Here is a 13347-nt window from a genome sequence, read left to right on the forward strand (position 1 = left end):
GCCATTAAAAGAAGAGAGTGATACTTTCGGCATTTCGCCGAGTATCATGCTCTGTGTTTGTTATGAATATTTTTGAAGACATCAAAAGTCGAAAGCTACTGATTTTTAAAGGCTTGCTCTTTCTCTTCGTCGGGCTCACCGCAGGGTTTGGCTTATTAATGCAGAGTTTTCGATGGGAGACTTTTGTATTGCTAGCTATATTTGGATGGAGCGCTTGTCGCTTCTACTATTTTTTGTTCTACGTCCTGGAACATTACGCGGGGCGTGCACAGAAATACGCGGGTATTTTAGACGCATTGAAATATTTGCTCCGCGGCAAGTGACATTATTAATTCCGCCTGTTCAAAATCTCATTCCCCTCACGAACCAATCCTTAATGAATACGAAAAAAGAGCCATGGCTACTTGTGGGCTTAGCTGTGGGACTCGTGGTTATTTGGCAATTGCCTGGAGGGCATTACTTCATCTACCCATTTACTATTCTCAGCACTTGGTTTCATGAAATGGGGCACGGCCTCATGGCTTGGCTGCTGGGGGGCAAGTTTCTCCAGCTCGAAATCTATCAAAATGGCAGCGGCCTAGCTGTCTATACCTTACCAGTTACGGCATCCAGATTAACCCATGGACTGATCGCGCTAGCGGGGCCGATCGGCCCCGCTAGCGCAGGTGGCCTGTTTATTCTGGCATCATCACACCCTAAAAGATCCCGGATTCTGCTCGTGATCCTAGGCGTGGCTTTGTTGCTTTCTTGCCTCATCTGGGTGCGATCTATTTATGGTATTTTAGTGATCCCGTTGATGGGGAGCTTAGTCTTGTGGGTCGCGCACAAGTGCTCCGTCAAAGTTTCACATTTCGTCGTGAATCTGGTGGGTGTTCAGGCCGCCATGAGCCTTTATCAACATGTCGATTATTTCTTTACCGAATCGGTGACGATCGTGGGAAATATCATGCTCTCGGATACGGGCCAGATGGAGCAAGCTTTCTGGTTGCCCCATTGGTTCTGGGCCATCGTTGCCATTCTCTTCTCTATTGCCACACTGACCCTCAGTATTTGGGTGGCCTATCGGAACTAGCAGTTAAGTTGAGAGAGTTCAGGTTGGAGCGCTCCTTCTGCGAACTTGAGAATAGGGCTTTTCGGATGAGGATTCTTCTTGCAAGCAGAAACTTACGTGCTCAGTCGTTAGCTAGTGAAACTTATTCGTCAGATTAAATTATACTTCAAGAAGGCGAATTCTGATAAAGTATATGAGGTGGATCTCTGTGAGGCTGGGCCGGGGGAGTTTATTGTTAATTTCCGATATGGACGGCGTAATGCACGCCTAAAGGAAGGGACAAAAACGCCATTTCCAGAATCTAAGGCGAAAGCAGAGAATATATTTTCTAAGTTAGTTGCCGCGAAAACTGCGAAGGGCTATCTCATTGTGGATGAAAGTGGGCGTCCAGATCCTGCTCCGAAAATCGAAGATCCAGTGCAATGGGACTCTTTGGAAGGCGATCCGCGCGTAGTGGCTGTCATTGATCGGCTCAAGAGAGGCTATGTTGATGAGGGGTGGAAATTATCACGAGCCGTTTGGAGAGCTGGTCAGTGGAGGTTGAAGCAGGCGATGCCGCTTCTGGCGGCTCTGGTTGATCAGGCTAGAGCGATGAATGCGTGGAGTCTGGCTTGGGCGATCGGTCAAATTGGAGAGAGTGAGCACTGCCCACTCATTGATCGACTGATCTCCAACAGCCCAAAGGATCGATCATTAAGAAAAATTGCACGTGAGGCGAAGTTGAGGCTACTCGTGAATGCGGATCGTGAAGCGTTTATTGCGGATGTTAGAAGTGATTTGCCGTCTGCCCTCCGAGACGCTCTCGAAAGCGATTCTGTTGTGAGCCTTTCAGATGCCATTCGGGAAGCGGTTGAGGCGGGCGATGGCAGTCCGGATTTATCTGCCGATCTCTTTTTAATCAGTTCGGACACTCCCAGCGTTAGAGAAGCGCTCTACTCGGTTGCTAAGTCCATCGACACCCGTAAGAATGGGATGCTTCTGTTGCGGCAGCTTTTTAAGGCCGCCGAGTTCCGACTTGATGCAGAGATCTATGGAGTGATCGCTCAACGGTTCGAGTCGGACTTTGGGAATGGTTTTGGTAGATACGATTTCGCGTCGGGGAAGTATACGCGTCCTGGGTTTTCAACGACGACTAAGCAATATTTTCGTAGACGAATTTATCGCACGCTTAAGCAGGCAGGCGCGGATGACGACGCTGCGACTTTCATCCCTTTAGCCACAGGCATTCTTCTTGCATATGATGATTCTGTGGATCGACCGCAATCGTCGAATCTCAGTAGGTATTTTTACGACCCTAAAACACGTCGTATGGATCAAAGAGTTATCCATTACCCTCCGAGAAATGAGTGCAACAGTTTCGTATATATACTGAGGGGGAAATCCCAGGTTCTAAAGCAACCTGAGAAATCTTTGAGCTGGCAGTATGTTGGCGAGTCACTTCCCGCAGCAGAGCGCGAAGAAGTCTTTCCTCACCTTTGGGATGCAGCGCCCGAAGCTATTATGCACTTGTTGCTACAATCTCGCTCTGCAGAGGTTCAGGATTTCGCGCTTCGAGTTTGGAATGATCACTCGGATTGGATCGCGGATGCTGAGCTTTCATTCGTCATTGGTATTGTCTCTTCCTGGTATGAGCCGACTGCAAGACTAGGTCTAGAAATCGCTCGGTCGCTATGGGATCCGGATTCTCCACAGGAGATACTTCTGCTTGCGATGCTTGATTCTGAGTCCACCGAAGCGTGTGAGTTGGGAGGCCAATGGTTGAAGCAGATTCAGCAAAAGCTCAACGGTTTTCCCGATTTGGTGTCTCGTATTATTTTTGTCAGTTCTGAGTCTAGTCGTCAAGTTGTGAGGGATTGTTTGGCGGCAGCGTCTTTGAACCTTGAAGTTAAGGAAAAGATTGTTGCTAGGGCGATTTCAGCGCTTCTATCGCTTTCGGGTGATGAGGAAGATTCGACGCGCGCGCAATTTGCGGTCGATGTTTTGCATGTTTTCGCCGCTCAGCAACTGAGAGCCCTGCCGATCAGGCACCTGGCGGAGTTTTCTATTCATCCACTTGAACAATTACAAGTTTTAGGCGCTCAAATTTTGATAGCTCAAGATATTGCCGCGACTTTACCTCAAGAACTTCTTCTTGCCCCGCTATCATCCGACTTTGCTTCGGTTCGAAGGCTTGGGTTAGAACTCTTGAAATCATTGACGGACTCTTTGCTGGTCGTGCGCTCGGAGGTTTTGGCTGGCTGTGCGGTTTCTGAGCATGCGGATTTGAGGGAGCATGTTCGCCCGCTAATCAAGCGGCTTGCGCTGAAGAATTCGGATTTCTGTAAAGAACTGGTCGAGCAATGGTATCCTCTGTTGCTACGAGCTGAGATCATTGAAGGGATACATGCCGACCTCTACGAATTGCTTACAGATTCGCTGGCGGCTCATTTGGATGCCATTCCCGCTGACTCATATTCTCGTATGTTAGATTCGCAGTATGCTCAGGCTCAAGCTCTCGGGTTTACGCTATTAAAGCGAAATGCGGATCTCAATGAGGTGAGTCTTGGGCGGTTGGTTGAATGGGCGGGGCATCCACACGCTGAGCTTCGCCAATATGTTTGGAATCACTTTATGGCGACGCCTCATTTAATTAGAGAGAACCTCGGAGACTGTCTTGAATTATTGGAGAGCGACTGGGCCGACTCTAAACAGCATGCGATGGTGTTCTTTCGCGAGGTTGTAGAAGAGGCAGATTGGAAGCCTGAATCGCTCGTATCTATTTGTGATTCAACGCAAGTGGATGTTCAGGACTTCGGCAGGGAGATGATCACTCGCCGGTTTAAGGATGAAGATGGCCCGTATTTCCTGATGCAGCTTAGTCAGCATCCGAGCACTGAGCTGCAGATATTTGCGAGTAATTATTTAATACGCTATGCGGTCGATCAACCGGATCGTATCGCATTGTTGGAACCTTATTTCCGCACAGTTTTAACTAAAATCGGAGCCGGTCGGATCGCGAAGCAGCGTATTTTTTCGATCATCGAACAGGAGTCGATGAAAGATCGCGGCACTGCGGAATTAGCGGTTCAGCTACTTGATCGTATCTCTGCAACCATGGCGATTGGTGATAAGGCCTCGTGTATTTACATATTGCAGAACATTGCGCGCGAATGGCCCGATCTCGAGAGTCCTTTAGCTTTCGCAGTGCCGCCTGTCAGGCAACCGTTTACTGTTTAACAAATGCTTTTCGAATTTAAATACAAGGGCGCTTCGCGCGTCCGGTCGAACGCCTCTAGCACGAGTCTATCGTTCGTCCCGGATGCGGGGCGGGCGCCGACATGGTTCAATGGTCAAGTTCGGCAGAAGCTCCTCTTTCGCGAAGCGATTTCAGCGCTGCACGATGTCGTCATTTCCGATTTGCGTTTTAAGCCGAAAGATCGTGAAGACTACAAGCGTTGGGCATCACAACAGGAAGATGTCTGGCTCGCTGAAAGTCTCGCTGGGAAAGAGGGGCGAAAGGAAAAAATCGCGGAATTGAGAGCAGAGCTGGACTCCGTGAATAAGGAGAAGAAGGCACACATGGGCGCCTTCTACCAGGCGCGTAGTGAGTATTACAATTACCTGTACAAGCATAATAAGGCTTGGTGGTTCGTGCTCGATCCGGTGATCACAGTTCACCCTGATCAAGTTTTTTTTGAGTGTTTTAGCGAAGATGAGTCAACCTACGCGTGCCTGTCCTGTAATCACGATGTCTTCGAGACAGTGGATGATTTTTCCTGCGGCACGACTAATATCGATTACTCTGAAAACCTCTATGGTGACTTTCAAAAGATTCGGGATTATAAAGAAACTTCACTGACGATCGATCCTGAGGGGTTTAATGTCCAAACTGGTGAAGATGACGCTCACCGGGAAGTGAAGATCGATCTCCCGGACTCCTGGGTGCGGGGCTTCTTGCAAGTTAGCTCAGCCATGACCTTAGCTGCCAGTGAATTTGAACTCCATCCGATGGATCTTCACAATATCTGCTTTATTCTGAAACAGAAGAAAGAGAAGTCGGGTCCCCGGTCGCTGCGCTTTATCCTTAACCCCGGGCAGCCGATTAAGATTATTGTAGACCCGTGGAATCTTGAAATAAAATGTCCTCGCTCTGTTTATCTCGGTTCGAGCGATGAAGAGATCCGGATCTGGGGACGTCGGCGTCTCTTGACCTTAGAGCGCCTCATTCCACACGCGGTCTCGATCAAAGTCCGGTTGACTGGTTATGGTCTGCCGTCGTTCTGGATGATCGATCTCGGAGATATCACATACACACTCGGTTTATCAGGCTGGACTGCAAATGATTGGTCGCGAGCCGGGAATTTCGACCTGTTGGCTCCGCGTGGAGCGACTACGCCGGAATTGACCGAAAAAGTGCTTCAAGGCTTGCGCGGGGATTGGCGTAGTTGTTCCAGTGCGCTCGCGCAGAAGCTTCAACTTCCTCATGAGGAGGTGTTGGGCGCTCTAAGCATCTGTGCTCAAGCTGGACGTGTGGTCTACGATCTTAAAAACGAGGTATGGCGTTCTCGTGAACTCACACGCGAGCCGCTCCCTTTAAGCGAACTACGCTACGCGAACGAAAGAGAATCGAGAGCCACTGAGTTATTGAAAAGTGCAAGCGTTCAGCTGCGGACTGAAAAACGTATTGGAGGCACAACTTTAACTGGAACCATTGAGGACAAAAACACTTACATAGTCGAAGCGTTCGTCGATCTTGATGAACGACTGGTTCGAGCCAAATGCTCCTGCAATTTTTATCAACAAAACAAGCTGCGGAGTGGGCCGTGCGAGCACATCCTGGCTCTTCGAATGGCTAAGTCCAGATAGAGAGTATTGAACATAATCCTTTTCCTGAAATATAAATCATTATTATCTTAACAACTGACATAATCTGAACCAAGACATACTAAGACAGTAGCGAGGGGCTGCACTTGCAACCCGGACGGCGTTTCGCCGCTCCATGCATACAGCCTCGCAACGCTTCACTGGTCGACTCGTGACTGTGCGCCACTACACTACCGGTGTGCTAGTTCCGATCCGGCTTCCGTGAAGCGAACTAGCACACCGGTAGTGGTGGCGCTGGAGTTGAGCAGCCCAGTCAATTGAGCTGCACGAAGGGCCCCTTCGCTACTGTCTTAGTATTTCTTGGTTCTTTCCGACGCTCGACCATGGCGAACAAAAGACAAGAACTCTACGACCGCATCCGTCAGTCATCCAAGCAACAGGTTGAGTTGGAAGAGATGGAGCGCTTGGGGTTCTGGCATCCCGAGAACGGGGCTCACAAATTGCCAGCCGAGTTGATTGAGCGCAGTGCCGAATTGTCAAAATCTCTCAATCGCTTGGTTCGGGAAGATAAGCGCTTGGAGAAGCGTGAATTTGCGCTGGCTAAAATACGCAAACAGAAGCTCAAAGAGTCGAGAGAGCGTCAAGCGGAGAACAAGGCCAAGCGTGAAGCTGAGCGATTGGAACGCGCTGAAGCATGGAAAAAACGAAAAAGTGAAGAGATTCTGTTTTTGGGGGCTGAGGTATCTGGAAGTCTCAATCAGATCGAAATCGATCACGCCCGGCTGCAAGGTCAAAATTTACCTCAATTTCTGAACCATCAGCAACTCGCGGAGGCGATGAGCTTGAGTGTCGGAGAATTACGCTTTCTCGCTTACGAGCGAAAAGTCAGTAAAGTCAGCCATTATAAGCGGTTCCAGATACCTAAAAAGGCAGGCGGTACGCGGTTGATCTCGGCTCCGATGCCGCGTTTGAAATCCGCCCAGCATTGGATACTGCAAAACATCATCGAGAAGGTTCCGATGCATGATGCCGCCCACGGCTTTAGGGCAGAGAGAAGTATTCTCACAAATGCCAAGCCGCATGAAGCTTCAGATTGTGTCATCAATTGTGACCTCAAGGATTTCTTTCCCAATATTACGCTTCCTCGAGTCTATGGATTGTTTCACGCCTTAGGTTATTCGAAATCCGTTTCTACGATTTTCGCACTGCTTTGTACGGAGCCACCGGTAGTCGATGCCGAGCTTGATGGCGAAACGTGGCACATCGCCACTTCTGTCAGGCACCTCCCCCAAGGCGCTCCAACGAGCCCAGGGATTACAAATCTTCTTTGCCGTCGTCTCGACGCGCGTTTGACGGGAATCGCAAAGAAGCACGGTTTTACGTACACTCGGTATGCGGACGACCTAACCTTTTCCGGGAGTGGCAAGAATACGCGGATTGATTCGCGAAAGATACTGTGGCATGTTCGGAAAGTAGTGGAAGAAGAAGGCTTTATCGTTCACCCCGATAAAGTCCGTTCAATGGGGGCGGGGCGTCGACAGGAAGTTACCGGTCTAACAGTCAATGAAAAGGTGGGTGTATCCCGCCACGATGTGCGTAATTTTAGAAGTCTGCTTCATCGTCTTGATACTCAAGGAGTCGAAGCCTGCACATGGCGTGGCGCTTCAGATCGAATTCTAGCTAAGATCGATGGATATGCGTCTTACTTGAAGATGGTCGATGCGGAAAGGTATGCCAGCCTGTGTGCGAGGGCAGAAGAGTTATTGGCACGAAACCAATACACTCATGTCATTCGGCATCCCAAGAAAAAGCCTACTGCGCCGGCGCCACTCCCGCATGTCGGGATATTCCGGCGGCTTTTAAATAAGATACTCGGCAAGTAAGTTTCGCAGATTTTAAATAAGCGTGAGGGCTGAGTGCTCTATTCTAATTGGTCATGAGTTATGTTTTACAGCACTCCAATCAAGGTCGAATCGGCTGAGGTATTTCTTCAAGCGATCGGAGTCATTGCTGGAGGTCTTCTTGAGGCGTGATGCCCCGTAGAGGCGTCGACCTGCTTCGGAGAGTGTGCGGCAGCTTTGGCAGATTTTGAGCACGGATTCGAGTTGGAGGCGGTCAAACAGGTCGATTTCCTGGAGTGCTTCGGCTGGCATCAGTTTTTCCAGCAGGCCAGTCGTCGAATTGCTGGTTTTCCAGCTTTGTTGGAGTCTTTTTATTTCCTGTTCGACGTTGGTTTGGTTGATGCGTTGCTCGCTGGCGAGTGTGGCCATGCGAATGACGGAGGCGTTGAGATCCCGAAAGTTTCCATCCCAAGAGGCGTCCGCAGCTTGTCCGAATTTTAGATAGCTGGTGTGCGCTTCCTTGTTGAATCGAACCTTCCGCCCGTTGGACTGTTCGAAGCGCTTGAGTTCGTATTCGAGGTTGGGGGCGATGTCTTCCCGGCGCTGTGCCAGTCCGGGCATCTGATACGTCCAGAGGTTGATTCTGGCTAGTAAGTCTCCGCGAAAGCGTCCTTCGGCGACCTCTTTGAGTAGGTCGCGGTTGGTGCCTGCGATCAGTTGGAAGTCGCTTGATATTTCGTCGTCGGCTCCGAGTCGTCGAAAGTGTTTCTCTTCGACCGCGTGGAGCAGCATGGCTTGTTCATCGAGGCCGAGCTCGCCGATTTCATCTAAAAAGAGTAGGCCTTTATCGGCTGCCTTGAGCAGGCCGGTACGTTCATTGGCAGCACCAGTGAAGGCACCTTTGACGTGTCCGAATAGGGTGGAGATGGCGCTGTCCCCGCGAAGTGTGCCGCAGTTGACGGCGACGAAGTTACCTTCGATTTGGTTACGCGTTTTTTTTAGGGAAAAGATACGCTTGGCTAGTTGAGATTTGCCAGCACCGGTCGGCCCAGTCAGTAGGATCGGTTCGCGCGAGCGAATGGCGACCCGCTCGATCTCTTCGATCATGGCGTTGAAGGCGTCATTTTTGGTTTCGATTCCGCTTTTAAGAAAAGTGAGTCCTTCGGTGGCGTCTTGTTTGTAGCGCGCGGCCAGCTTGTCGTAACGGGAGAGGTCGAGATCGATAATGGAGTAGTTGCCGATGGAATCGCCGGATGACCGCTTGGGGGGCGCGGTTTGGATAATCTTGGCGGGCAGGTGTCGCGATTCGGTCAGTAGAAACCAGCAGATCTGAGCTACGTGTGTGCCGGTAGTCAGGTGCACGAGGTAGTCTTCTTCATCCAGATTGAAAGGGTAGTTTTGGCAGAAGTCGTGTAGTTTGACGTAGACCTCTTCAAAGTCCCAAGGGTCAATCCATTCGATTTCGTGAGTCTGCGTAGTTGTCTCCGGCGAGATGGTGGCGATGTCCGCTACAATCTCACCTGTGAGTGCGCGATCGCTTTCGGTGTGAACCAGTTCGAGCCGGTCTATGATCAAGTCCTCTTGCTGGCAGAGCGAAACTGTAGGCCGCCAGCGATCCCAGCGTTGGTGGAATTTCGCTTTATCCATGACTGTACCAACCAGACTGATGCAAACTGTACGCTTATTCATGGTTATATAAAATATTATAAAATTGTAGAATACAATATAGTTGCAAGGTGGATTTTATTCTGGGTGAAACTGGGTTTGGGGTAAATGTAATGTTTTAAACTCCTGGTATGTAGTTGGATGCGTGTCTGTTGGTGGTGGTTTGCATTATGTTGGCATGCCATGTGTTATAGATAAATTGCAGTCGCAAGACGAGGGAGCCAGACATTGGGGGTCCTGGCTCCCTATCCGATCGGGGGCATTCACCATTTTAATCAGTTTAACAGTAGATAAAGATGACACAGATTCAGAATAAACACATAATGATCGATGGTTCTGCCGGTGAGGGGGGCGGGCAGGTATTGCGAAGTGCTTTGTCACTTTCGATCCTCACCGGGCGACCGTTTGCGATGACAGAGATTCGTGGGAAGCGCCGTAAGCCTGGCTTGATGCGTCAGCATTTGACTGCGGTTCGGGCGGCGACCGTGATCTCAAGCGCGAAGGTGGTCGGGGATTCGATCAAGTCGATGGAGCTCGAATTCACGCCTCAGGCAGTCCGTGGTGGTCGATATGAGTTTGCGGTTGGCTCGGGCGGGAGTGCGATGCTGATCCTGCAGACCATTCTATTGCCTTTGTGTTTTGCGGACTCGCCGAGTGAGGTCGTCATCGAGGGGGGAACTCATAACCCGATGGCACCTCCCTTTGATTTTATTCAAAGGGTCTATTTGCCGATTCTAGAGCGTATGGGGGCTCAGGTGAACTTGCGCCTTGAGCAGATGGGATTTTATCCTGCCGGGGGCGGAAAAATCGTCGCTACGATCGAGCCAATCAAAGCTCTGAAGTCACTCGTTCTTGACGAACGTGGGGCTCTGCTCGGTCGGAATGCGCGTGCGATCGCCAATCATTTGCCCGCTTCGATCGCGGAGCGCGAATTGGTTGTTGTCCGAGATCGCTTAGATTTGTCGGAGGAAGATACCTCGGCCGCTCATTTCGATCCCGCGCCGGGTATGGGCAATGTCCTCTTGCTCGATCTTAAATACGAAGCGCTCACTGAAGTCTTTACCGGCTTTGGAGAGAATGGGATTTCTGCTGAAAAGGTTGTGGGCAAGGTCTGCACGGCAGTGGAACGTTATCTTAAATCGACGGCACCCGTGGGCGACTACCTCGCGGATCAACTTTTGTTGCCATTTGCGTTGGCTGGTGGAGGCCGGTTCACGTGCACCGCCTTAACCAAGCATTTCAAAACCAACGTTCAAACCATTGAACGATTTCTAAAAATAAAAATTCAAGCCGAACGTGAGGAGCGCCTTGCGTGGAACATCACATTTAAAAAATAAGACAATGAACTCAAAAAAACTATTAGAACTCGGCGTGCCTCATGGTGATCCAATGCAAATCGCCTTTGAAACGATTAAGGAACGTATCGCCAGTGGTGTAGATTCCGAGACAGTCTTGAGCACACTGACCTCCGTTGTGAGCAATGCGTCTGCTTATGCGGACGATGTCGCTTGGGGGGCTTTTGCGCGAAGCATCGGGGATAACTTGTTTATCCCACGCGCTAATCCAGCACCGTGGCAGCAGTGGGGAGTCGATCTGGAGCCCAACTCCGTGCAGCAGATGGTCAATGCCTGCGACTTGCCAGTTGCCGTCGCCGGTGCGCTGATGCCGGACGCCCACCTCGGATATGGTCTACCGATCGGGGGTGTTTTGGCAACCGATCAAGTGGTGATCCCCTTTGCTGTGGGGGTAGATATCGCCTGCCGTATGAAGATGACTGTCCTCGATATTCCAGTTTCGGATTTGGATGATCCCGTCGCGCGTGAACGATTGATCCACGCACTCGAAACGGAAACCCGTTTTGGAATTGGGGCGAATTTCAAGAGCCGTGGAAGTCGAAAGCGTCAACACGGTGTGCTCGACCTCGATTGGGATGTGTCTCCAGTGACGAAGCGCAATAAGGACAAGGCATGGGCGCAGCTCGGAACGAGCGGAAGCGGGAACCACTTTGTCGAGTATGGCGTGTTTGAGGTCGCGGACGACCGTCTCGGCCTGGCGCCGGGTAATTATTTGGCATTGCTTTCGCATAGCGGAAGCCGAGGCACAGGTGCGTCGGTCGCCGACCATTATTCGAAATTGGCACGGCAACGTCACCCCGAATTGCCGAAGGAGCTTTCGCACCTTGCATGGTTGGATATGGATTCTGCCGAGGGCCAGGAATATTGGGCTGCGATGAACCTGATGGGTGAATATGCCGCCGCGAATCACTGGTGTATCCACCATCATATTGCGAAGCACCTGGGTGCCGAGGTCCTGTTTGATTTGGAAAATCACCATAACTTCGCTTGGAAAGAGCGCCATCTGGATCGCGATGTTATCGTGCATCGCAAAGGGGCGACGCCCGCTGGCAAGGGTGTGTTAGGAATTATTCCCGGCTCGATGGCCACGCCCGCCTATATCGTGCGAGGTAAGGGAGTGGCCGCGTCGCTCAATTCAGCCTCACATGGAGCCGGTCGTGTTATGTCGCGCAAGAAAGCTAAGGAGAATCTCGATTGGAAGGTCGCTCAGGCGCTATTGAAGCAGAATGATGTGACCCTATTGTCTGCCGGTATCGATGAAGTACCTATGGTGTATAAGAACATTGAAACGGTGATGAATGCCCAAGATGACCTCGTCGAGAAAATGGGGCGTTTTCATCCACGTATCGTGAAGATGGCACCAGCCGGCGAACGCCCGGAAGACTGATTCTGGGTTCTCGGGAGTTAGTCGGTTGGACTCGGTGTATAAAAATGTGAAAGTGTGAAATATACACATTAAGGTTGACGGTTGCCTTAAGTGTGAATTATACACTTAATCCGTGGAGGCGAAAACAGCACTGATAATTGTCGATTTGAACAATGACTTTCTGCCGGGCGGCGCGTTGGGCGTCGCGGGTGGAGATGTCATTTTGCCGGTTATTAACAAGCTAGCTGGAGGCGGAGATTATGCGATCGTTGTGGCGACGCAGGATTGGCATTTGGGCGATCATGTATCTTTTGAGACTTGGCCCGCTCACTGTGTGGCGGGCACTTTTGGTGCGGAGCTGCATGCGGATTTGAATCAGGCTAATGTGCATGCGGTCATTCGCAAGGGCTTCGATCAGGACGTTGATAGCTACAGCGGTTTTTACGATGAGCGAGGGGCGACCAATGGATTGGCCGAACTGTTGAAAGCACGCGGGATCGAGTGCGTCGATATCGTTGGGATTGCCACTGATTACTGCGTGAAGGCGACTGCCATCGATGCCGTTCTACGAGCAGGACTCAAGGCGCGGGTTTTGCTTGAGGCCTGCCGTGGGGTTGGGGTGCACCCAGGCGATATTGATCAGGCTATCGAGGCAATGCGCACCGCGGGTGTAGAAATCGTGGACGGAACTTTATGAGAGCAATCAAACATACAATCTTGAGTGATACCAAATGGCTGAAATTGGTGGAGGCTGAAGCCGAGATCCAGGGGCGCACCAAGCAGTGGGTTTATTGTAGTCGTCGCAGAGATGTTGAGCAGCCGATTAAAACACCCGATGCGGTGGTGATTGTTCCCTTCGTGAAGCATCCGGAAGGGACCCAATTACTACTTGTTCGTGAGTATCGCATGCCGATCAACCAAACGATGATAGCCTTGCCAGCTGGTCTCGTTGATCCAGGAGAAAGGTGTGAGTCGACAGCTGAGCGTGAGCTTTTGGAAGAGACTGGCTATGCGGTCACCGCGGTTCTGGATAAGAGTCCGCCGACCCTATTTCCATCTGCGGGGCTGACCGATGAGTGCTTTCAATTTGTATTTGTGGAAGCGGAGTATCGTGGTCCAGCTGCGCCGGAAGCTTCTGAAGAAATTGAAGTCGTGCCTGTCACCATCGAGGGCTTACGTGCTTTAATGGCGGGAACCTCTGCGTTTTGTGGCCGTACTTGGCCGCTTTGTTATCAATACTTACAAATGAGTAAATTCCCGATTTAA

The 13347-nt window shown here is 50.7% G+C and carries 10 protein-coding genes; 9 read left to right on the forward strand and 1 reads right to left on the reverse strand.

All coding sequences use genetic code 11. The features are described from left to right. Positions 1–62 precede the first annotated feature (62 nt). The 5 genes from QEH52_RS10145 to QEH52_RS10165 all read left to right on the forward strand — a co-directional run bounded on the left by QEH52_RS10145 (position 63) and on the right by QEH52_RS10165 (position 7737). A complete protein-coding gene (locus QEH52_RS10145; RefSeq protein ID WP_308950187.1) occupies positions 63–323 on the forward strand; it encodes a hypothetical protein in 261 nt (86 codons plus the stop codon). A gap of 53 nt (positions 324–376) precedes the next feature. After that, positions 377–1072, forward strand: a complete 696-nt coding sequence (locus QEH52_RS10150; RefSeq protein WP_308950190.1) for a M50 family metallopeptidase — start codon at positions 377–379, stop codon at positions 1070–1072. 114 nt (positions 1073–1186) lie between these two features. Beyond that, complete coding sequence (locus tag QEH52_RS10155; RefSeq protein WP_308950192.1) at positions 1187–4267, forward strand: WGR domain-containing protein; 3081 nt, start codon at positions 1187–1189, stop codon at positions 4265–4267. Positions 4268–4270: 3 nt separating this feature from the next. Next, on the forward strand, positions 4271–5896 hold the full coding sequence (locus QEH52_RS10160; protein ID WP_308950194.1) for an SWIM zinc finger family protein: 1626 nt from the start codon (positions 4271–4273) through the stop codon (positions 5894–5896). A gap of 341 nt (positions 5897–6237) precedes the next feature. Further along, on the forward strand, positions 6238–7737 hold the full coding sequence (locus QEH52_RS10165; protein ID WP_308950196.1) for a reverse transcriptase domain-containing protein: 1500 nt from the start codon (positions 6238–6240) through the stop codon (positions 7735–7737). A gap of 51 nt (positions 7738–7788) precedes the next feature. Here QEH52_RS10165 and rtcR read toward each other — a convergent pair whose 3' ends face one another. After that, positions 7789–9384: an RNA repair transcriptional activator RtcR gene (gene rtcR, locus QEH52_RS10170; RefSeq protein WP_308950197.1), complete on the reverse strand. Its 1596-nt coding sequence runs from the start codon at positions 9382–9384 to the stop codon at positions 7789–7791. Positions 9385–9683: 299 nt separating this feature from the next. Between rtcR and rtcA the strand changes: the two genes are divergently transcribed. The 4 genes from rtcA (at position 9684) to QEH52_RS10190 (ending at position 13347) form a co-directional block, all read left to right on the forward strand. After that, entirely contained in the window at positions 9684–10697 is a 1014-nt protein-coding gene (rtcA, locus tag QEH52_RS10175; protein ID WP_308950199.1) for an RNA 3'-terminal phosphate cyclase, read from the forward strand. Positions 10698–10701: 4 nt separating this feature from the next. Next, positions 10702–12102 carry an RtcB family protein gene (locus QEH52_RS10180; protein ID WP_308950203.1) on the forward strand — a complete coding sequence of 467 codons (1401 nt, stop codon included), beginning with the start codon at positions 10702–10704 and terminating at the stop codon, positions 12100–12102. Between the two features lie 112 nt (positions 12103–12214). Beyond that, the gene (locus tag QEH52_RS10185; RefSeq protein WP_308950204.1) at positions 12215–12778 is read left to right on the forward strand and encodes a nicotinamidase; all 564 of its coding nucleotides are present in this window, start codon (positions 12215–12217) and stop codon (positions 12776–12778) included. Further along, complete coding sequence (locus QEH52_RS10190; RefSeq protein WP_308950205.1) at positions 12775–13347, forward strand: NUDIX domain-containing protein; 573 nt, start codon at positions 12775–12777, stop codon at positions 13345–13347. The genes QEH52_RS10185 and QEH52_RS10190 overlap by 4 nt, the downstream gene beginning before the upstream one ends.

It is taken from the genome of Thalassobacterium maritimum (assembly GCF_031127805.1).
GTDB lineage: Bacteria > Verrucomicrobiota > Verrucomicrobiia > Opitutales > Coraliomargaritaceae > Thalassobacterium > Thalassobacterium maritimum.

Excerpts from the sequence above, each read along its gene's own strand:
- rtcR (WP_308950197.1), bottom strand. The coding sequence starts at position 9,384 with ATGAATAAGCGTACAGTTTGCATCAGTCTGGTTGGTACAGTCATGGAT.
- rtcA (WP_308950199.1), top strand. The coding sequence starts at position 9,684 with ATGATCGATGGTTCTGCCGGTGAGGGGGGCGGGCAGGTATTGCGAAGT.
- QEH52_RS10160 (WP_308950194.1), top strand. The coding sequence starts at position 4,271 with ATGCTTTTCGAATTTAAATACAAGGGCGCTTCGCGCGTCCGGTCGAAC.
- QEH52_RS10190 (WP_308950205.1), top strand. The coding sequence starts at position 12,775 with ATGAGAGCAATCAAACATACAATCTTGAGTGATACCAAATGGCTGAAA.
- QEH52_RS10165 (WP_308950196.1), top strand. The coding sequence starts at position 6,238 with ATGGCGAACAAAAGACAAGAACTCTACGACCGCATCCGTCAGTCATCC.
- QEH52_RS10145 (WP_308950187.1), top strand. The coding sequence starts at position 63 with ATGAATATTTTTGAAGACATCAAAAGTCGAAAGCTACTGATTTTTAAA.
- QEH52_RS10150 (WP_308950190.1), top strand. The coding sequence starts at position 377 with ATGAATACGAAAAAAGAGCCATGGCTACTTGTGGGCTTAGCTGTGGGA.
- QEH52_RS10180 (WP_308950203.1), top strand. The coding sequence starts at position 10,702 with ATGAACTCAAAAAAACTATTAGAACTCGGCGTGCCTCATGGTGATCCA.